Source organism: Serratia sp. S4 (genome assembly GCF_000347995.1).
Lineage (GTDB): Bacteria > Pseudomonadota > Gammaproteobacteria > Enterobacterales > Enterobacteriaceae > Serratia > Serratia quinivorans.
In genome coordinates this window covers 3,220,992-3,238,588 of the sequence record NZ_KB661120.1, presented here as the reverse complement: position 1 = coordinate 3,238,588, position 17,597 = coordinate 3,220,992, and the positions used below count along the sequence as shown (strand labels likewise).

The window sequence follows — 17,597 nt, the reverse complement described above, 5'->3', positions numbered from 1 at the left end:
TTGATTTTCGGCTGATAACCACAAAGTGGGGAAAAACCACGCTTTTTCCCCACTTTGTCAACACATTCACGGGCGCGGCAGCGCCCGTAACCCTATTTTGTGAAACAAAGGCGATACCCGTGGTAACCACAACTCTGATGGCAAACGTGCCGCCGCAAGGCAAACGCTGGTTGACGGCGATGGTGATGCTGACGCTGGGCGGCTGTGCTTATATTCCGCATAAACCTCTGGTGGATGGCACGACCACGGCGCAACCGGCTCCGGCGGGCGCACCGGTACCCAACGGCTCGATTTTCCAGACGGTACAACCGATGAACTACGGCTATCAGCCTCTGTTTGAAGATCGCCGCCCGCGTAACGTGGGTGACACTCTGACCATCGCGCTGCAAGAAAACGTCAGCGCCAGCAAAAGTTCTTCCGCCAATGCCAGCCGCAATGGTGCCAGCAAGTTTGGCGTTGCCACGGCGCCGCGCTATCTCGATGGCCTGCTGGGCAATGCGCGTGCCGATATGGAGATGTCCGGCGACAGCACCTTCGGCGGCAAGGGCGGAGCCAATGCCAACAATACCTTTAACGGCACCATTACCGTCACGGTCAATCAGGTGCTGGTTAACGGCAACCTGCACGTGGTGGGCGAAAAACAGATCGCCATCAATCAGGGCACCGAGTTCATTCGTTTCTCCGGGGTAGTGAATCCGCGCACCATCAGCGGCAGTAACTCGGTCACTTCCACTCAGGTGGCAGATGCGCGCATTGAATACGTCGGTAACGGCTATATCAACGAGGCGCAGACCATGGGTTGGTTGCAACGCTTCTTCTTAAATGTCTCACCGTTCTAAGGATTGACCGATGCTGAAAAAAATACTGCTTACGCTGTGGATTGGGCTGGTGTGTTTACCGGCAACGGCGGAGCGCATTCGCGATCTGGTCACGGTGCAGGGCGTGCGTGATAACGCGCTGATCGGTTACGGGCTGGTGGTGGGGCTGGATGGTTCCGGTGACCAAACCATGCAGACGCCGTTCACCACCCAGAGCCTGAGCAATATGCTGTCGCAGTTGGGGATCACCGTGCCGCCGGGCACCAATATGCAGCTGAAAAACGTGGCGGCGGTGATGGTGACCGCCAGGCTGCCGCCGTTTTCGCGTACCGGACAGAATATTGACGTGGTGGTGTCTTCAATGGGCAACGCCAAGAGCCTGCGCGGCGGTACCTTGCTGATGACGCCGCTGAAAGGCGTTGATAACCAGGTTTACGCGCTGGCGCAGGGCAACGTGCTGGTGGGCGGTGCCGGTGCCTCGGCCGGCGGCAGCAGCGTACAGGTCAACCAACTGGCCGGTGGCCGCATCAGTAACGGGGCCACCATTGAACGCGAACTGCCAACCACTTTCGGTGCCGGTGGCGTGATTAATCTGCAACTGAACGATGAGGATTTCACCCTGGCGCAGCAGATCAGCGATGCCATCAACCGCCAGCGCGGTGGTGGCACCGCCTCACCGTTGGACGCCCGCACTATTCAGGTATTGGTGCCGCAGGGCAACAGTTCACAGGTGCGTTTCCTGGCGGAGATCCAGAACATTAACGTCAGCGTCGGGGCGATGGATGCCAAAGTGATCATCAACTCACGTACCGGGTCGGTGGTGATGAACCGCGATGTGATCCTGGATTCTTGTGCGGTGGCACAGGGCAATCTGTCGGTGGTGGTCGATCGGCAAAATACCGTCAGCCAACCAACGACGCCGTTTGGCGGCGGGCAGACCGTGGTGACGCCAAATACCCAGATTTCGGTGCAGCAGCAGGGCGGTTCGCTGCAGAAGGTTAATGCCAGCGCCAATCTGAACAACGTGATCCGCGCGCTGAATGCTCTGGGGGCGACACCGATCGATCTGATGTCGATCCTGCAGGCAATGCAAAGTGCCGGCTGTCTGCGTGCCAAGTTGGAAATCATCTGATGGCCGGCGATCTGATGGCGATGTCGGGTGCCGCTTATGATGCGCAGGCGCTAAACGGGCTTAAGCGTGACGCGGCGAGCGATCCGCAGGGCAATCTGAAACAGGTGGCGCAACAGGTTGAAGGCATGTTCGTGCAGATGATGCTGAAAAGTATGCGTGCCGCGCTACCCAAGGACGGGGTGCTGAGCAGCGATCAGTCGCGGCTCTATACCTCAATGTATGACCAGCAGATTGCCCAGCAGATGTCACAGAAGGGGCTGGGGATGGCCGACATGATGGTTAAGCAGATGAGCAATGCCAACGCGGTGCCGAGTGAGACGGCGGGCATGTCGCCAATGGCGCTGGACCTTCTTTATCAGGACAGCGAGGTGCTGCAAACGCTGCCAAATCAGGCGCTGGAGCAAATGATCCGTCGTGCGGTACCGAAAGCGCCTGCCGCGTCGCCGCTGTCGCTCAATAACGGCAACTTTGTCGCCAGGTTGTCCATTCCGGCACGGGTTGCCAGCCAGCAGAGCGGCATTCCGCATCAGTTGATTGTGGCCCAGGCCGCGCTGGAGTCGGGCTGGGGCCAGCGTGAGATCCCGACCGCCAACGGTTCGCCGAGCTACAACCTGTTTGGCATCAAGGCCGGCAGCAGCTGGAACGGGCCGGTTACCGAGGTCACCACCACCGAGTTTGAGCAGGGGGCCGCGAAGAAGATCAAGGCACAGTTCCGGGTGTACGGCTCTTACGTTGAAGCCATTGCCGACTACGTCAAGCTGTTGACCAATAACCCACGCTACGCCGAAGTGGCCAATGCGCGCAGCCCCGAACAGGCGGCACATGCGTTGCAGAAGGCCGGTTACGCTACCGATCCGCAATACGCCAACAAGCTGGTCAGCGTGATCCAGCAGATGAAAAACACCGGCGAGCAGGTGGTTAAGGCTTATACCCATGACCTGAAGGATCTGTTCTAAATCCCCGTCATTCTTGACGCTGCAGCTGTGTTGGCTGCACAAGCTCACCCCGGTCACTTGGCAGACCAAGCTTCCGGGGACTCCCTTGCTGGCCGCCGTGCTGCAACGCCAATTATTTTGGGGATTTGCGAATGTCATAAATCATGAATAGGGCTAGCAATTTGCTATCAAGTTTCCCTGCTTTTTGCCGATAACCAACACAGGCTGGGCGAGTGGGTTCAGCAGATTAATTGACTTCTGTGGGCCAGCGGCGCCGCAGCAAAAGGAACTTTTATGTCCAATAGCTTAATCAATACCGCGATGAGCGGGCTGAATGCGGCTCAGGTGGCGCTCAGCACCGTCAGTAACAACATCTCCAATTACAACGTGGCGGGCTATAACCGCCAAACGGCAATTCTGGCGCAGAATGGCGGTATGAGTACCATGAATGGCTTTATTGGCAACGGCGTTACCGTCACCAGCGTCAACCGCGAATATAATCAGTTCATTACCAACCAGCTGCGTGGCGCGCAGAGCCAGGCCGGGGCGCAGAACGCCTATTTCGAGAAAATTTCGCAGATCGATAATCTACTGGCCAGTAAAACCAATACCCTGTCGACCAACATGCAGGACTTCTTCAGTAACCTGGAGAATCTGGTCAGCAACGCCGGTGATGACGCAGCGCGTCAAACGGTGCTGGGCAAAGCCAATGGTCTGGTCAATCAGTTCAATAACACCGATAAATATCTGCGAGACATGGACAGTGGCGTTAATCAGCAGCTCAGTGATAGCGCGACGCAGATCAACAGCTACAGCCAGCAGATTGCCAAACTCAATGATGAAATCACCCGCCTGCGTGGCAGTGGCGGTGAGCCGAATGCCTTACTGGATCAGCGCGACCAGTTGGTCACAGAGCTAAACCAGGTGGTGGGGGTGCAGGTGACCCAGCAGGACGGCGATGCCTATACGGTCTCTTTCGCCAACGGCCTGACCCTGGTGCAGGGTAATAATGCCTACCAGGTTGAAGCCATCCCCTCCAGCGGCGATCCTGCCCGTTTGACCATCGGCTATAACCGCGGCAACGGTGTCAGCGAAGTGCCTGAAGGGCAAATTACCAGCGGCAGCGTTAGCGGCGTGTTGAAATTCCGCACGGAATCGCTGGATGGCGCTCGCAACCAACTGGGGCAGTTGGCGCTGGCGATGGCCGACAGTTTTAACCAGCAACACCGTGCAGGGTTTGATCTCAACGGCGATGCCGGGACCGACTTCTTCAACTTCGGTGGCGGACGCGTGGTGGAAAACAGCCGCAATACCGGCGATGCGGCGCTGTCGGTGTCCTATACCGATACCGGCAGGGTAAAAGCCAATGACTACCGGGTAGAGTTTGACGGCAGCAACTGGCAGGTGAGCCGTCTGCCGGACAACGTGAAGGTGAATGCCACCGCGGGTACCGATGCCGATGGCAAAGCGACGTTAAGTTTTGACGGCCTGAAGGTCGGCATCGAAGGTAACGCGCAAAAGAATGACAGTTTCACCGTGAAGCCGGTCAGTGACGTAGCGGGCAGCCTGAAGGTCGCCATCACCAACTCTTCAAACATCGCCGCTGCCGGTAAGGATGACAGCGGCCGCGGCGATAACGAAAACGCCAAAAAGCTGCTCGATCTGCAAACCAAGAAGCTGGTTGACGGCAAGGCCACCTTCAGCGGTGCTTACGCCAGCATGGTTAGCAGTGTCGGTAACCAAACGGCATCGGCCAAGGTTTCGGTGACCTCACAGAACAATATCGTCAAGCAGCTGACTATCCAACAGCAGTCGGCTTCCGGCGTTAACCTGGATGAAGAGTACGGTGAACTGCTGCGTTTCCAGCAGTATTACATGGCTAATGCGCAGGTGATCCAGACCGCCAGCTCGATGTTTGATGCGTTACTGAATATCCGTTGATTTTCATTTTGACAGGGGCCGCATTGGCTCCGGTCACCGATTTTGAGGAATCTGCACCATGCGTATGAGCACCAGCATGATGTACCAACAGAACATGTCCGGTATTACCGACAACCAATCACTGTTTATGAAGGCGGCACAGCAGCTTTCCAGCGGTAAAAAGGTCAGTAATCCGTCCGACGATCCGCTGGCGGCATCACAGGCGGTGATGCTGGCCCAGTCCCAGTCGGAAAACACCCAGTATGCCCTGGCGCGGACCTTTGCCCGCCAAAGCGTGTCGATGGAAGAGACGGTGTTGGGCGGGGCAACCAGTACCATCGCCGATATGAAGGCGCTGATCGTCAATGCCGGCGGTACCGAAAGCGATAACGACCGCGATTCGCTGGCGACCCAACTGCAGGGGCTGAAAGACCAACTGCTCAACCAGGCCAACAGCACTGACGGCAACGGCCGCTACATGTTTGGCGGCTTCGTCAATGACAAGCCCCCGTTTGTCGATAACGGCGGTTCAGTCAGCTACGCCGGCGGTAACAAGGCCGTCGAGCAGAAAGTGGATGCCAACCGCACCATGACCATTGGCCATACCGGCGATACGGTGTTCATGTCATTGACCAGCAACCCGAAGCCGGAGCCGGATGGCAGCGCGCCGGTTTCTAACGTGTTTGAAAGCATTGATATCGCGCTGAAGGCGTTGAAAACCCCCTTGAAGGATGCTGACGACGCCACCAAGCAACAGGTGAACGATGCGCTGGCCAAGGCCAACCGTGGCCTGGACAACTCCTACAACAAGGTGCTCAGTGTGCGTGCCGAACTGGGTAACCAACTGCAGGAAATGGATACGCTGGACAGCATTGGCAAAGATCGCGACATGATCAACCAAACGCAGATGAGTGCTTTGGTGGATGCCGATCTGGCCGAGTCAATTTCCAGCTACTTTATGCAGCAGGCGGCCTTGCAGGCGTCGTATAAAACCTTCGGTGATATGCAGGGGATGTCGCTGTTCCAGATGAACCGCTGATACCCTTCGTCTTTCAAGCTGCAGCGTTGTTACCTGCACTCACACACCCCAGTCACTTACTTAAGTAAGCTCCTGGGGATGCGTGAGCTGGGCGCCTAGCTGCAGCATGAAATCCATAGGGTAAGTCAATAACAGGTACTCCCCCGCAGTGAAGCTATGGCGGGTATTATTTTGGGTGTGCTTAGAAAACTCTATCTCTGTAGAGCATTCTTGAAACCGGGCGCACTTTTTTGGCACGTCACTCTTTCCCCCACGAAGGTTCGAGTGACGTGCTTTTTTTTCGCCTGATTTAACGGTGGGAAACGTTTAAATATTCAGGCGGGAAGGGAGGTAACACCAGAGGCTATATTTTATTTATAGCCTGGCTGTTATTTTTTCTTTTTCACCATGGTCCATTTTTCACCGTTCGGTGAAGAGGATAGTGAAATTTGAATACGGTTGGTTGCCCAGTGCGCCATGCCTAAGGCTCTGCGTGCTCTTCGGTTGGTTTTCGCTTTCATTTCTGTGCTCCTGAGGGTAGAGGTAAAACCGCAGATAATAAATATGCCTGTCCCGCCGGCTGACCCCGGTGAGAAAGTATTTTTATCCCTGCAGATGATGGATGTCAGAGTTTTTATTTAACTTCCCTGTGCGTTATTTAATATTTAAATTCACTCCTTTATTTTATTTTTCGACGGCTGTTTTTACTGATGGCTTTATATTTAACAAGGCCATTCTAAGGTGGGTATTTTATTATTCAAGGCAATAACAATAATCGAAGCCAAATCGTGTTAATTTGGTTTTTTCAACTTTTTATAGCGAGAAAGGGATTTTACTGCCAGTTTGTCCGGCGAGGTGCGGCCGTTAAGCCGCACTAATGGGGTAACGCTAGGGGGTCATGCTGCCAATCACATCGGCCAGCCTGTCGAAGAACTCACCAAACAGGTGCTCACAAAACGGCGCCAGCATCGGCATCATCATGCCAATGGTCATAATGCCGATGGTCATGGTGACCGGGAAGCCGATGACGAATACCGACAGTTGCGGCGTCATACGGTTGAGCAGGCCGAGCGCCATGTTCAGCGTCAGCAACAGGCAAATCAGCGGCAGCGCCAACATCATACCGTTGATGAAAATCAGCGAACCGGCCTGGGTCAGTGCCAGAAAACCGTTGCCGTTGAGCGGCTCGGCCTGGATAGGCAGGGTATGGAAGCTGTCGACCAGCAGGGAAATCAACCACAGATGGCCGTTAAAACTGAGGAACAGCAGCATTGCCAGCAGGTTGAGCAGCCGCGCCAGCACCGGGGTGTTTGGCCCGCCGCTGGGGTCAAAGAAGGTGGCGAACGACAGACCCATCTGCATGCCGATCACTTCGCCTGCCAGGCGTATTGCCGCGAAAGCGAACTGCATGGTCAGCCCCAGCGCCACGCCGATCAGGATTTGCTGGGCGGCCAGCCATAGCCCGGCGGCGGAGAAGATAGGGACGGTACTGACGGGTAAACCAGGGGCGATCAGGATCACGATCAGTCCGCCAAGACCGATCTTCACCTTCTTGCTGATTTGTTTTTCGCTAAACACCGGCGCGGTGCTGATCAGCGCCAGAATGCGCAACAGCGGCCAGAAATATTGGCTAAGCCAGACGCCGAACTGCGCGCTGTCAAATGTGAGCATGGTTAACCAATCAGATTCGGCAGGTTGGTGAACAGCGTGCGCATATAGTCCAGCAGCAGGTTGAGCATCCAGGGGCCGGCAATCACGATGGTGGCGACCACCGCCAGAATCTTGGGGATAAACGACAACGTCATTTCGTTGATCTGGGTGGCGGCCTGCAGCAGGCTGACCACCATACCGCTGATCAAGGCAGCGAGCAGCATCGGGGCCGCCAGCGCCAGCGCCACTTTCATCGCTTCGGTGCCCAGCGCCATTACGGATTCAGGGGTCATTGGCGGCTCCGGTTATGAATAGAAACTTTGTGCCAGCGAGCCAAGCAGCAACTGCCAGCCATCCACCAACACAAACAACATCAGTTTGAACGGCAGCGAGATAGTTGCCGGGGGCACCATCATCATCCCCAACGCCATCAGCACGCTGGCGACCACCAGATCGATAATCAGGAACGGAATAAACACCGTGAAGCCAATTTGGAATGCGGTTTTCAGCTCGCTGGTAACGTAAGCCGGCAGCAGAATACGCATCGGCACCGCTTCCGGCCCGGCCAGTGGCGGCAGGTTGGCGAGCTTGGCGTACAGGGCCAAATCGGTTTCACGCGTCTGGCGCAGCATAAATTCGCGCAGTGGCTGCGAGCCTTTATCCATTGCCACGTCCAGGCTGATTTTGTCCTGGCTGAACGGCAGGTAGGCATCCTGATAGACCTTGTCGAATACCGGCGACATGATGAAAAAGGTCAGAAACAGCGCCAGACCCAGCATCACCTGATTCGGTGGAGCGGAAGGGGTGCCCAGCGCGTTGCGCAATAGCCCGAGTACGATGATGATACGGGTGAAACTGGTCATCATCAGCAGCATCGCAGGCAGGAAACTGAGCGAGGTCAGCAGCACCAGCGTTTGCACCGGCAGCGACCAGCTTTGGCCGCCGCCCGCCAGTGGTTGGCTGATAAGCCCAGGTAATTGCGCGAAAGCCGCTGGGCTTGCCAGCAGCAGGACAGTGGCCAGGAGGTGTTTTCCCCTCACCCGGCAGGAGAGGGGAAAGATGGTGGCCTTCTGGCAATCCGCGCCGAGGGGGGCAATAGCCGGGGATGCTGATTGTTGAGTGTGAGTCATGCCGATTTTTCCGGACGTTTCAGAACTTTTTGCATCAGTTGGCGAAAATCAGCCGGCGCTGCGTTGTCGCTTGTGCTGCTATCTTGCGCTGGCGCTGGCGCTGGCGCAGGGACAGGCATGGTATGCAGCGGGGTGATTTGCTGGGCGGTGACGCCCAGTACCAGCAAGGTGTTGTCCACCTCGACCACCACCACGCGCTCACGCTGACCGACCTGGCAACTGGCCCGCAGGTTTAACAGTTTGCTGTTGCGTGCCTGTGGGGCGAACCCCAATCGGCGAAACAGCCAGCCCGCCAGCAGGATCAGCAGCAGGATCCCGCCGAGTGCGGTACTGACCTGTGTCAGCACCGAACCGGCCGGTAACGCCGGCGTGGCGGGTTGCAAGGTGCCCTGACCGGGCGCGGTGGCGTTTGGGTTCATCAGCGGCTCAGGCGGCGCATACGTTCGGATGGGGTAATGATGTCGGTGATGCGCACGCCGAACTTGTCGGCCACCACCACCACTTCGCCCTGGGCAATCAGATAACCGTTGATCATGATATCCAGGGGTTCACCCGCCAACCCGTCCAACGCCACGACAGAGCCTTGCGACAGGCGCAGCAGCTCCTTGATGGTCATTTTGGTGCGGCCCAGTTCGACGGTCAGTTTGACCGGGATATCCAGGATCAGATCGATATCCTGCAGGCTACCGCTGGCATCCTGCGGTTCCAGCGATTTGAATACCGCGTCGCTGGCAGAGGTTTTGTCGGTGGCAAGCTGCTCGTTAAACGCGTCAGCCCACAGGTCGTCCACGGATTCCTTTCCTTCGCCAGACGGTTGCTTAGGATCACTCATTTGGGCTGTTCCTCACTCAGGGCATTCAAAATAGGGTTAATCAAATGTTCAACACGCAGGGCGTACTGCCCGTTTAACGTGCCGTATTGGCTGGTTAGCACCGGTACGCCATCCACGTGGGCGATCAGGCGATCCGGTTTATCAATCGGTAATACGTCACCCGGCTGCAGCTTCAGGATTTTTGACAGCCGCATCGGGATATCGACGAAGTTGGCAATCAGCTCCAGTTCGGAATGCTGCACCTGTTTCACCAGCGTTTCGCGCCAGTGGCTGTCCTCCTGCCGTGAATTTTCCAGCGGCGGGTTGGTCAGCAGTTCACGCAGTGGCTCGATCATCGCGAACGGAATACAGATGTTGAATTCACCGCTCAGCGCGCCGATCTCCACCTGGAACGGCGTGGTGACCACAATGTCATTCGGCGAAGTGGTGATATTGGTGAATTTCACCTGCATTTCGGCGCGCACGTATTCCACGTTGATCTTGTAAATCGCGCTCCAGGCATCGCCGTAAGCATCCAGCGCCAGACGCAGCATGCGCTTGATCACCCGCTGCTCGGTGGGGGTGAATTCGCGACCTTCCACTTTGGTCGGAAAGCGGCCGTCGCCACCGAACAGGTTATCGACCGCGATAAACACCAGGCTCGGCGCGAACACGAACAGCGCGGTACCGCGCAGCGGGTTCAGGTGCACCAGGTTGAGGTTGGTGGGCACCGGCAGGTTGCGGGCAAATTCGTGGTACGGCTGAATTTTGATCGGGCCGACGGTAATGTCCGGGCTGCGACGCAGCAGGTTGAATAACCCCATGCGGAACTGCCGGGCAAAACGTTCGTTGATGATTTCCAGCGCGTGCAGACGCTCGCGCACCACGCGGCGCTGGGTAGTCGGATCGTACGGCTTGACCTCGCTCTCGTTGCTGGTGACCGCGACGGGTTCATCTCCCGCGCTGTCGCCGTTGAGCAAGGCGTCGATCTCTGCCTGTGAAAGAATGCTGTCGCCCATAGTGATTACCGCAGTATGAAGGCGGTGAACAGCACGTCGCTGACCACCTGCTTCGGTTGTCCTTTAACCAGCGGCGGGCTAAGTACGTCCTTAATCTGCGCCACCAATTGCTGTTTCCCTTGTTCACTGCTCAACTGACCCGCCTCCTGACGGGACAGCAGCATCAGCAGACGGCTGCGCACCTCCGGCAGAAAATCGTTCAGTTGGCGGCGGGTGTTCTCGTCCGGCAAGCGTAATGTCAGGCCGATGTACAACACGCGATCGGGGTTGTTATCCGGCGTCATCAGATTGACGGTAAAGGTGTCCAGCGGCATAAACACCGGTGCGGCCGGAGGTTGCGGTTTGTCTGCGGGCTGTGCGCCATTCTGGTGCTGTTTAAGCTGCCACCAGCTGTAGCCGGCTGCGCCGCAGGCGAGCAGGGTAATCAACACCAGCAGGTAAGCCAGTAGCGGACGTTTTTTTGAGGCTGTTGGAAGGGAGTTCTGAGACATTGCTAAGCCAAATTCCTGTTTTCTGCGTACATGAAAACCGCACGCATGACATGTAGCGGTATTATCCCGTCTATTCCGGCGTGCAATAGCCAGAATAGGCGGGGAAAAGCGTGCCAGCTTGGGCGTTTGCGCTCAGTCAGGCGAAAATATCAACGCCGCTGACGGCTCGAGCCATCGCCTGCAATGCCTGTGGAGCACTGAGGGCCTCTGCGCCCGGTTCGTTGCCGGTGTGGCTATCGCGATAACCTGGTTGGCCCTGTTGCCCGGCGTTTTGTTGTTGCGCCTGTTGCTCCTGCGGCATGGACTCACTGCCGACGCTGCTTTGTCCCAGATTGATGCCGCTCTCTGCCAGCGCATGGCGCAGTTGCGGCATGGCGGCTTCCACGGCGGCACGTACCTGACCGTGGGCGGAGGCAATATGCAACTGTGCCTGGCTGTCATCGAGCTTAAGGGTGATCTGCAATGCCCCCAACTCCTGCGGATGCAGGCGCAGTTCTGCGTTTTGCTGGCCGTTGCGATGGAACATCAGTACCTGCTGATTCAACGCCTGTTGCCACTCGGGGCTGCCAAGCTGAGCATTTAGCTGTGGCGTCGGCGGGGCGGTAACCAGCGAAGAGGCTGGAGCGGCTGCCACCGTCGGGCTGGAGACAGGCGGTGCCATCAGGTGATTGACCGCTGCCGGCGTATCGGCGCCGAATTTCAACGCGGTAGCATCCGGCTTATCCTGAGTGGCCGCCGTCTTTTGTGGCGCGTCGCTGCCGCTTTCCGTGCTGAGAGGATCTGTGCTCAGGGTCGGCGGGTTTTTCTGCGTGTCCGTTATCGGGCTACCGGAGGCGTCCGAGGGGCGGCCCAGCGTGGCGCTCAGCACAGTTGCGGGTTGTGTCGTACCCGGTTCGCCTTCAATGCTCAGTTCCCCGGCGCCCGCCGCGGTGGCCGGCATCACTGGCGTTACGGCGATCGGTAGCATGGCAAACAGCGCCTGTAAGGTGGCCGCGTCGATTTCACCGGCGGGGCGCAGAGCCGTATTTTCCGCAGTTTGATCTTTCAGCTGCTCTTCCCCCGGCGCGACGGTCGCCTGCTGACCGCTGCTTAATAGCGAGGGTGCCAAAAGTCCATCTCGTTCGCCGAAGGTGGCCAGTAGCTGGGTTAGCTGATTGCGGCTCAGCGGCGCGGAGTCCTCGTCGGTACTCAGCGTCATCGGCGACAGCTTGCCTGTAGCCTTATCGGCCGGCAGCACACGTGCACCGAGCAGTTGAGCAAAGGCGGACGAAAGAGAGGATTCATCCAGCGGCAACTGCGCGTCCGGCAGTACTCCGCTGTCGCCTGGGGTCGACAGACCTGACAATAGGTTGAGGTTCATGGGTGGATATTCCTTTGTGCACTGCGTTGAGCAAACTCATCCATCAGTTTTTGATCCCGTTTATTCTCCAGCTGCAGTTGCGCACTTTGGGCACGGGTATGCAGGGTTTCGAAGGCATTCAGCCGTTGCTGTTTGTCCTGCCAGTGTTTCACGGCGCTCTCGACCTTTTCCCCCCACTGCGTCAGTTGCTGGCGATGCTGGGTGATGGCCTGCTCCAGCGTGCCGATAAACTGCTGGTAGTTCTGCCAGTTGGACGATTCCATACCGCCGCTCAGTTGATTATTCAGCTTCTGGCGGTACTCATCCTGATAATTGAGCAGCATGGAAAGCTGCTGCTCTGCCGCCTGTTGTGCCTTGCGCACCTGGCCCAACTGCTGCGTCGCCTGTTCCACTGCGTCCTGCGCCAAATCGCGCAGGGTAATCAGGGGGGACTGTGATTTCATCGGATTTTCGCCTTTGGTGACGTTAAACGATCAACTGCTGTAACTGTTGGCAGGCGTCGTCATAACCGCTGCGTTCAAAAATGCCCTGTTGCAGATAGGCTTCCATCTGCGGGTAAAGTGTCATCGCCTTGTCCAGCAAAGGATCGCTGCCTGAGACGTAGGCACCGACGCTGATCAAATCTCGGTTGCGTTGATAGCTGGCCAGCATCTGTTTGAAGTTACGTACCCGGCGGTAATGTTCCTCATCGATCAGTGAAGTCATGGCACGACTGATCGAAGCTTCAATGTCGATTGCCGGGTAGTGACCTGCCTCTGCCAGCCGTCGCGACAGCACTACGTGACCATCGAGGATGGCACGCGCCGAGTCGGCAATCGGATCCTGCTGGTCATCGCCTTCGGTCAGTACGGTATAGAAGGCGGTAATTGAACCGCCACCGCTGATGCCATTGCCCGCGCGTTCCACCAGTGCAGGTAATTTGGCGAACACTGACGGCGGATAGCCTTTGGTGGCCGGTGGCTCGCCGATGGCCAGGGCAATTTCACGCTGCGCCATGGCATAACGGGTCAGCGAATCCATAATCAGCAGCACGTGCTGACCGCGATCGCGGAAGTCCTCGGCGATACGTGTGGCATAGGCTGCCCCCTGCATGCGCAGCAGCGGCGAGACGTCTGCCGGTGCGGCAATCACTACCGAGCGTGCCCGGCCTTCGGGGCCGAGGATGTTTTCGATAAAGTCTTTGACCTCGCGGCCACGTTCGCCGATCAGCCCGACGACAATCACGTCGGCCTGGGTATAACGCGCCATCATGCCCAGCAGCACGCTTTTACCGACGCCGGAGCCGGCGAACAGCCCCATCCGCTGGCCACGGCCGACGGTTAACAGACCATTAATGGTGCGCACGCCGACATCCAGGACCTGTTCGATCGGCGTACGCTGCAACGGATTGAACGGGGCGGTGATTAGCGGCGCACGATAGCCGGTTTCCGGTGCGGGCAGGCCGTCGAGCGGCTTGGCGCTGCCGTCCAGCACCCGACCCAGTAATGCCGGGCCAAGCGGTAGCTGTTTGCTGGCGCTTTGTCCTTCCGGCGAGACGCGGGCATAAACCCGTGCGCCGGGCACAATGCCTTCCACTTCTTCCAGCGGCATCAGGAACAGCCGTTGGCCGTTAAAACCGACCACTTCGCTCTCGACTTCCTGCACTTCACCGCCGTCGTGACGTTCGATCAGGCAGGTAGCGCCGATCGGCAGTTGCAGCCCGGTGGCTTCCAGCACCAGCCCGGTAGCCCGCGTCAGGCGGCCGTAACGACGAACCGTCGGGGCGTGCGTAATGCGTTTTTCCAACGTATCGAGTGAGGTCAGCCAGCGGCCGAGTCGAAGCGTCATTACACTTCTCCCGGAGCCGCCAGGCGGCAGAGTTCGTGCCAGCGGGTTGCCAGACTAGCGTCGAGGTCGCCTTCATCGGCGCTGACCTTGCAACCGCCAGGGTGCAGTTGGCCATCTGCCAGCAGTCGCCAGCCGTGCAGGCTGAGCGTCGCGCCCAGTTGTTGTTCAATACGCTGATAATCATCCGGATGTACACGCAGCTGGGGTTTGCCGCTGAACATCGGCTCCTGCTGGATCAACTGTTGGATCTGCGCCAGCAGGGCGGTGCCGTCACACACCGGTGGTTGACCGAGCACCTGTTTGGCGGCGGTTAACGCCAACTGCATCAGGCGCGAGGCGATCACGCTGTCCAGCGCGTCCAGCGTATGCTGGAATTCCGTCACCAATTGTTGCCAGTGGGCGGTCAGCGGTTGTTGTTGCTGTTGCGCCTCCAGCAAGCCCTGTTGACGGCCTTCTTCCATGCCGGCCTGGAACCCGGCTTCGTAACCTTTTTGCTGGCCGTCGGCATAGCCCAACTGTTGGCCTTGCTGCTCTGCCTGCAGGCGCAATTGGGCCAGTTGCTGTTCCTGAACCACGGTGTCGTCCAGTGGTGTGCCGAAAGATTCCACCGGCGGCAACGGCAGCGGCTCGACCACCGTTTTCGGCTCGGTCAAATCGTTAAGCGACCAGGGCTGCCAGGGCAGGGTGTTAATGCGATCAGACATAGGTGTCCTCGCCACCGCCAATAATCATTTCGCCGCTTTCCGCCAAACGACGGACGACCAGCAGGATGGCTTTCTGTTCGTTTTCGACCTGCGACATGCGTACCGGCCCACGGTTGGCCAGGTCGTCGCGCAGAATATCGGCGGCGCGTTGCGACATATTCTTGAGGAACTTCTCGCGTAGCGGCTGTTCCGCGCCTTTGAGCGCCACCAGCAAGGATTCGCCTTCCACTTCCTGCAACAGGCGCTGGATGCTGCGGTCGTCGACCTCCACCAGGTTTTCGAACAGGAACATTTCGTCGATGATCTTCTGCGCCAGCTCGCCGTCGTATTCGCGCATGGCGTCGATAACCGCTTCTTCCTGCTGAGTTTTCATCAGGTTGATGATCTCGGCTGCGGTGCGTACCCCGCCCATTTTGCTGCGCTTGAGGTTCTGGCCGTCGAGCAGGTTGTTCAGCACTTCGGTCAGTTCCGCCAGCGCTGCCGGTTGCACGCCGCCGAAGGTGGCGATACGCAGCATCACGTCGTTGCGCAGGCGTTCGTCGAACAGCGCCAAAATATCCGCCGCCTGGCCACGTTTCAGGTGGACCAGAATGGTGGCGATGATTTGCGGGTGTTCGTCGCGGATCAGATCGGCGGCGCTCATCGGCTCCATAAAGTTGAGCGTTTCCATGCCGGTGGTGGTCTCGCGGGATTCGAGAATATCCTCCAACAGGCTGGCGGCGCGCTCTTCGCCCAGCGCTTTAACCAGCACCGAACGCAGATAGTCGCTGGCGTTGACGCTCAGTGCCGCATATTGTTCGGCGTCATCTTCAAATTCGCGCAGTATTTCATTCAGTTGTTTGTGCGATACCTGGCTCATGCTGGCCATGGTGCCGCTCAACTGCTGAACTTCCCGCGAGGAGAGGTGTTTGAATACCTCGGCGGCGCGATCTTCACCCAGGGTCATCAGCAGGATGGCGCTTTTTTCGGTTCCGGTCAGACTCATAATTCGTTGCTCATCCATTGGCGGATTACCAGAGCGACCACGCGTGGGTCTTTATCAGCCAGATCGCGGATCCGCTGGCTCTGGACTTCTGCACTGACGCGCTGTTGTGATTTACGGTGCTGCGCCAGCTCCTCGTTACTCTGTTTATTGCTCTCTGCCGGTTTGGCCATTGGCGTATTGGCGGCGGCGATAGCGGCTTTTTGTACGGCCTGACGGTTTTGCAGCTGCGGACGTACCAGTTTGCGCCATAGCAACCAGCCGACCAGCAGGACCAGCAGATAGCGACCGGCGTCGAACAGACGATCGATAAACGCCTGGCTTTGCCAGAACGGCAGCTCACCGCCGGTGACTTCGCTATCGGTAAACGGCGTGTTGACCACGTTGAGCGTGTCGCCGCGGGTGCTGGAGAAACCCATGGACTCGCGCACCAGCGATTCGATCTGCGCCAACTGCTCTTTACTCATCGGCAGTGGTTTGCCGTCTTTATCCGTACCGCGATAGTTAACCACCACTGCCACCGACAACCGCTGTACCGTCCCGGCTTTTTGCTGGGTATGGCGGATGGTGCGATCGACTTCGTAGTTGGTGGTTTCATCCAGGCGGGAATTCTGCGGCCCCGAGGCTGCGCTGCGGGTTGCCGCGGCATTGGGCTGGGTGGCGTTGGCGTTGGCGTTGTTGCCGGTGGCCGCCGGTTTGGCGGTTTCAATCGGCGCGGTCGCTGGAGCGCTAGGCTGATTGGACAAGGCACCCGGTACGCCACCGACCAGTGGCCCGCCAATCTGATCGCTTTGACTCATTTGTTTGGAGCGGACGGCGGCCTTATTCGGCAGTTGGTTCGGTTGGTATTCTTCGTCGGTTTGCTCGCGGGTGGCAAAATCAATCTGCGCGGTGACCTGGGCGCGCGCGTTACCGTTACCGACCATCGGTGCCAAAATCGCTTCGATGCGACGTTGATAGCGGCTTTCCACTTCGTTGGCGTACTTGAGCTGTGCGGCGTTCAGATCGCGCCCGGCACCGTCAGACTGGGTCAGCAGACGACCGGACTGATCGACCACGGTCACGTTGCCCGGCGGCAGGCCGGCGACGCTGCTCGAGACCATATAAACGATGGCATTGATCTGGCCGTCATCCAACGCGCGGCCGGGTTGCAGCGTCAGTGTCACCGAGGCGGAAGGGGATTTTTGCTCGCGCACGAACAGCGAGGGTTTTGGCAGTGCCAGATGCACCCGGGCGTTTTGTACCGGCCCCAGTGATTCGATAGTGCGTGACAATTCGCCTTCCAGCGCGCGCTGGTAGTTGATCTGCTCACTGAACTGGCTGATGCCGAATTTTTCCTGATCCAGCAGTTCGAAGCCAACGGCACCGCCTTTCGGCAGGCCCAACTGCGCCAGACGCAGGCGGGTTTCGTGCACTTTGTCTGCCGGGATCAGCAGCGCCGCGCCATTTTCGGCAAAGCGGAAGGGGATGTTCATCTGCGTCAGTTGGGTGACGATGGCACCGCCGTCGCGATCGTTAATGTTGCTGTACAGCACCCGGTAATCAGGACTTTTTGCCCATAACAGCAGCGCAACCACAATGGCGATGGCGGCGGAAGCGGCGATCAGCAGTGGGATTTTCGGGTTGGCGCGCAGACGGCTCCACATGGCTTGCAGGCCATTATCGCGGCTTTCGGTGGCGGAGATTGAAGCACTCATTTTAGCCAGTGTCCTTCAATGACGCTCAGGATCCGGTTCGGGCCACGGCGTAGCTCTCTGCCAGGCTGATGAACTATGTGGTTAGCGTTGTGTGACAAAACAG

At 58.0% G+C, this 17,597-nt stretch carries 19 protein-coding genes; 5 read left to right on the top strand and 14 right to left on the bottom strand.

Features of this window, described 5'->3' with window-relative positions; translation table 11 throughout:
• Positions 1–137: 137 nt before the first annotated feature.
• From flgH to flgL, 5 genes are all read left to right on the top strand, one after another.
• Positions 138–839: a flagellar basal body L-ring protein FlgH gene (gene flgH / locus SERS4_RS0115870; RefSeq protein ID WP_017893226.1), complete on the top strand. Its 702-nt coding sequence runs from the start codon at positions 138–140 to the stop codon at positions 837–839.
• 10 nt (positions 840–849) lie between these two features.
• Positions 850–1,950: a flagellar basal body P-ring protein FlgI gene (locus SERS4_RS0115865; protein ID WP_012145685.1), complete on the top strand. Its 1,101-nt coding sequence runs from the start codon at positions 850–852 to the stop codon at positions 1,948–1,950.
• Entirely contained in the window at positions 1,950–2,906 is a 957-nt protein-coding gene (gene flgJ / locus SERS4_RS0115860) for a flagellar assembly peptidoglycan hydrolase FlgJ (protein WP_017893225.1), read from the top strand. The genes SERS4_RS0115865 and flgJ overlap by 1 nt, the downstream gene beginning before the upstream one ends.
• Before the next feature lie 273 nt (positions 2,907–3,179).
• Positions 3,180–4,826, top strand: a complete 1,647-nt coding sequence (gene flgK, locus SERS4_RS0115855; protein WP_017893224.1) for a flagellar hook-associated protein FlgK — start codon at positions 3,180–3,182, stop codon at positions 4,824–4,826.
• 58 nt (positions 4,827–4,884) lie between these two features.
• Positions 4,885–5,844 carry a flagellar hook-associated protein FlgL gene (gene flgL, locus SERS4_RS0115850; protein ID WP_012145682.1) on the top strand — a complete coding sequence of 320 codons (960 nt, stop codon included), beginning with the start codon at positions 4,885–4,887 and terminating at the stop codon, positions 5,842–5,844.
• A 368-nt stretch (positions 5,845–6,212) separates the two neighbouring features.
• Here flgL and sra read toward each other — a convergent pair whose 3' ends face one another.
• The 14 genes from sra to fliF form a co-directional block, all read right to left on the bottom strand.
• Positions 6,213–6,344 carry a stationary-phase-induced ribosome-associated protein gene (sra, locus tag SERS4_RS27245; protein WP_017893223.1) on the bottom strand — a complete coding sequence of 44 codons (132 nt, stop codon included), beginning with the start codon at positions 6,342–6,344 and terminating at the stop codon, positions 6,213–6,215.
• 367 nt (positions 6,345–6,711) lie between these two features.
• On the bottom strand, positions 6,712–7,494 hold the full coding sequence (gene fliR, locus SERS4_RS0115840) for a flagellar biosynthetic protein FliR (RefSeq protein ID WP_012145681.1): 783 nt from the start codon (positions 7,492–7,494) through the stop codon (positions 6,712–6,714).
• 2 nt (positions 7,495–7,496) lie between these two features.
• Positions 7,497–7,766, bottom strand: coding sequence for a flagellar biosynthesis protein FliQ (gene fliQ / locus SERS4_RS0115835; protein WP_017893222.1), 270 nt, complete (start codon positions 7,764–7,766; stop codon positions 7,497–7,499).
• Between the two features lie 12 nt (positions 7,767–7,778).
• Positions 7,779–8,603 (bottom strand): flagellar type III secretion system pore protein FliP, encoded by an 825-nt coding sequence (gene fliP, locus SERS4_RS0115830; protein WP_253275391.1) that lies wholly within the window; start codon positions 8,601–8,603, stop codon positions 7,779–7,781.
• Positions 8,600–9,022 (bottom strand): flagellar biosynthetic protein FliO, encoded by a 423-nt coding sequence (gene fliO / locus SERS4_RS0115825; protein WP_017893220.1) that lies wholly within the window; start codon positions 9,020–9,022, stop codon positions 8,600–8,602. The genes fliP and fliO overlap by 4 nt, the downstream gene beginning before the upstream one ends.
• Positions 9,022–9,435, bottom strand: a complete 414-nt coding sequence (gene fliN, locus SERS4_RS0115820) for a flagellar motor switch protein FliN (protein WP_012145677.1) — start codon at positions 9,433–9,435, stop codon at positions 9,022–9,024. The genes fliO and fliN overlap by 1 nt, the downstream gene beginning before the upstream one ends.
• Positions 9,432–10,433 (bottom strand): flagellar motor switch protein FliM, encoded by a 1,002-nt coding sequence (gene fliM, locus SERS4_RS0115815; RefSeq protein WP_012145676.1) that lies wholly within the window; start codon positions 10,431–10,433, stop codon positions 9,432–9,434. The genes fliN and fliM overlap by 4 nt, the downstream gene beginning before the upstream one ends.
• A gap of 5 nt (positions 10,434–10,438) precedes the next feature.
• Positions 10,439–10,924, bottom strand: a complete 486-nt coding sequence (gene fliL / locus SERS4_RS0115810; protein WP_017893219.1) for a flagellar basal body-associated protein FliL — start codon at positions 10,922–10,924, stop codon at positions 10,439–10,441.
• A gap of 136 nt (positions 10,925–11,060) precedes the next feature.
• A complete protein-coding gene (locus SERS4_RS0115805; protein ID WP_017893218.1) occupies positions 11,061–12,284 on the bottom strand; it encodes a flagellar hook-length control protein FliK in 1,224 nt (407 codons plus the stop codon).
• The gene (gene fliJ / locus SERS4_RS0115800) at positions 12,281–12,727 is read right to left on the bottom strand and encodes a flagellar export protein FliJ (protein ID WP_012145673.1); all 447 of its coding nucleotides are present in this window, start codon (positions 12,725–12,727) and stop codon (positions 12,281–12,283) included. Before fliJ ends, SERS4_RS0115805 begins: the two co-directional genes overlap by 4 nt.
• A gap of 22 nt (positions 12,728–12,749) precedes the next feature.
• Positions 12,750–14,111 (bottom strand): flagellar protein export ATPase FliI, encoded by a 1,362-nt coding sequence (fliI, locus tag SERS4_RS0115795; protein ID WP_017893217.1) that lies wholly within the window; start codon positions 14,109–14,111, stop codon positions 12,750–12,752.
• Entirely contained in the window at positions 14,111–14,815 is a 705-nt protein-coding gene (fliH, locus tag SERS4_RS0115790; RefSeq protein ID WP_012145671.1) for a flagellar assembly protein FliH, read from the bottom strand. Before fliH ends, fliI begins: the two co-directional genes overlap by 1 nt.
• Positions 14,808–15,800, bottom strand: coding sequence for a flagellar motor switch protein FliG (gene fliG / locus SERS4_RS0115785; RefSeq protein ID WP_012145670.1), 993 nt, complete (start codon positions 15,798–15,800; stop codon positions 14,808–14,810). The genes fliH and fliG overlap by 8 nt, the downstream gene beginning before the upstream one ends.
• The gene (fliF, locus tag SERS4_RS0115780) at positions 15,797–17,494 is read right to left on the bottom strand and encodes a flagellar basal-body MS-ring/collar protein FliF (RefSeq protein WP_017893216.1); all 1,698 of its coding nucleotides are present in this window, start codon (positions 17,492–17,494) and stop codon (positions 15,797–15,799) included. The genes fliG and fliF overlap by 4 nt, the downstream gene beginning before the upstream one ends.
• Positions 17,495–17,597: the final 103 nt, after the last annotated feature.

Coding starts and splice junctions, on each gene's coding strand:
- flgH (WP_017893226.1), top strand. CDS start 138: ATGGCAAACGTGCCGCCGCAAGGCAAACGCTGGTTGACGGCGATGGTG.
- SERS4_RS0115865 (WP_012145685.1), top strand. CDS start 850: ATGCTGAAAAAAATACTGCTTACGCTGTGGATTGGGCTGGTGTGTTTA.
- flgJ (WP_017893225.1), top strand. CDS start 1,950: ATGGCCGGCGATCTGATGGCGATGTCGGGTGCCGCTTATGATGCGCAG.
- flgK (WP_017893224.1), top strand. CDS start 3,180: ATGTCCAATAGCTTAATCAATACCGCGATGAGCGGGCTGAATGCGGCT.
- flgL (WP_012145682.1), top strand. CDS start 4,885: ATGCGTATGAGCACCAGCATGATGTACCAACAGAACATGTCCGGTATT.
- sra (WP_017893223.1), bottom strand. CDS start 6,344: ATGAAAGCGAAAACCAACCGAAGAGCACGCAGAGCCTTAGGCATGGCG.
- fliR (WP_012145681.1), bottom strand. CDS start 7,494: ATGCTCACATTTGACAGCGCGCAGTTCGGCGTCTGGCTTAGCCAATAT.
- fliQ (WP_017893222.1), bottom strand. CDS start 7,766: ATGACCCCTGAATCCGTAATGGCGCTGGGCACCGAAGCGATGAAAGTG.
- fliP (WP_253275391.1), bottom strand. CDS start 8,603: ATGACTCACACTCAACAATCAGCATCCCCGGCTATTGCCCCCCTCGGC.
- fliO (WP_017893220.1), bottom strand. CDS start 9,022: ATGAACCCAAACGCCACCGCGCCCGGTCAGGGCACCTTGCAACCCGCC.
- fliN (WP_012145677.1), bottom strand. CDS start 9,435: ATGAGTGATCCTAAGCAACCGTCTGGCGAAGGAAAGGAATCCGTGGAC.
- fliM (WP_012145676.1), bottom strand. CDS start 10,433: ATGGGCGACAGCATTCTTTCACAGGCAGAGATCGACGCCTTGCTCAAC.
- fliL (WP_017893219.1), bottom strand. CDS start 10,924: ATGTCTCAGAACTCCCTTCCAACAGCCTCAAAAAAACGTCCGCTACTG.
- SERS4_RS0115805 (WP_017893218.1), bottom strand. CDS start 12,284: ATGAACCTCAACCTATTGTCAGGTCTGTCGACCCCAGGCGACAGCGGA.
- fliJ (WP_012145673.1), bottom strand. CDS start 12,727: ATGAAATCACAGTCCCCCCTGATTACCCTGCGCGATTTGGCGCAGGAC.
- fliI (WP_017893217.1), bottom strand. CDS start 14,111: ATGACGCTTCGACTCGGCCGCTGGCTGACCTCACTCGATACGTTGGAA.
- fliH (WP_012145671.1), bottom strand. CDS start 14,815: ATGTCTGATCGCATTAACACCCTGCCCTGGCAGCCCTGGTCGCTTAAC.
- fliG (WP_012145670.1), bottom strand. CDS start 15,800: ATGAGTCTGACCGGAACCGAAAAAAGCGCCATCCTGCTGATGACCCTG.
- fliF (WP_017893216.1), bottom strand. CDS start 17,494: ATGAGTGCTTCAATCTCCGCCACCGAAAGCCGCGATAATGGCCTGCAA.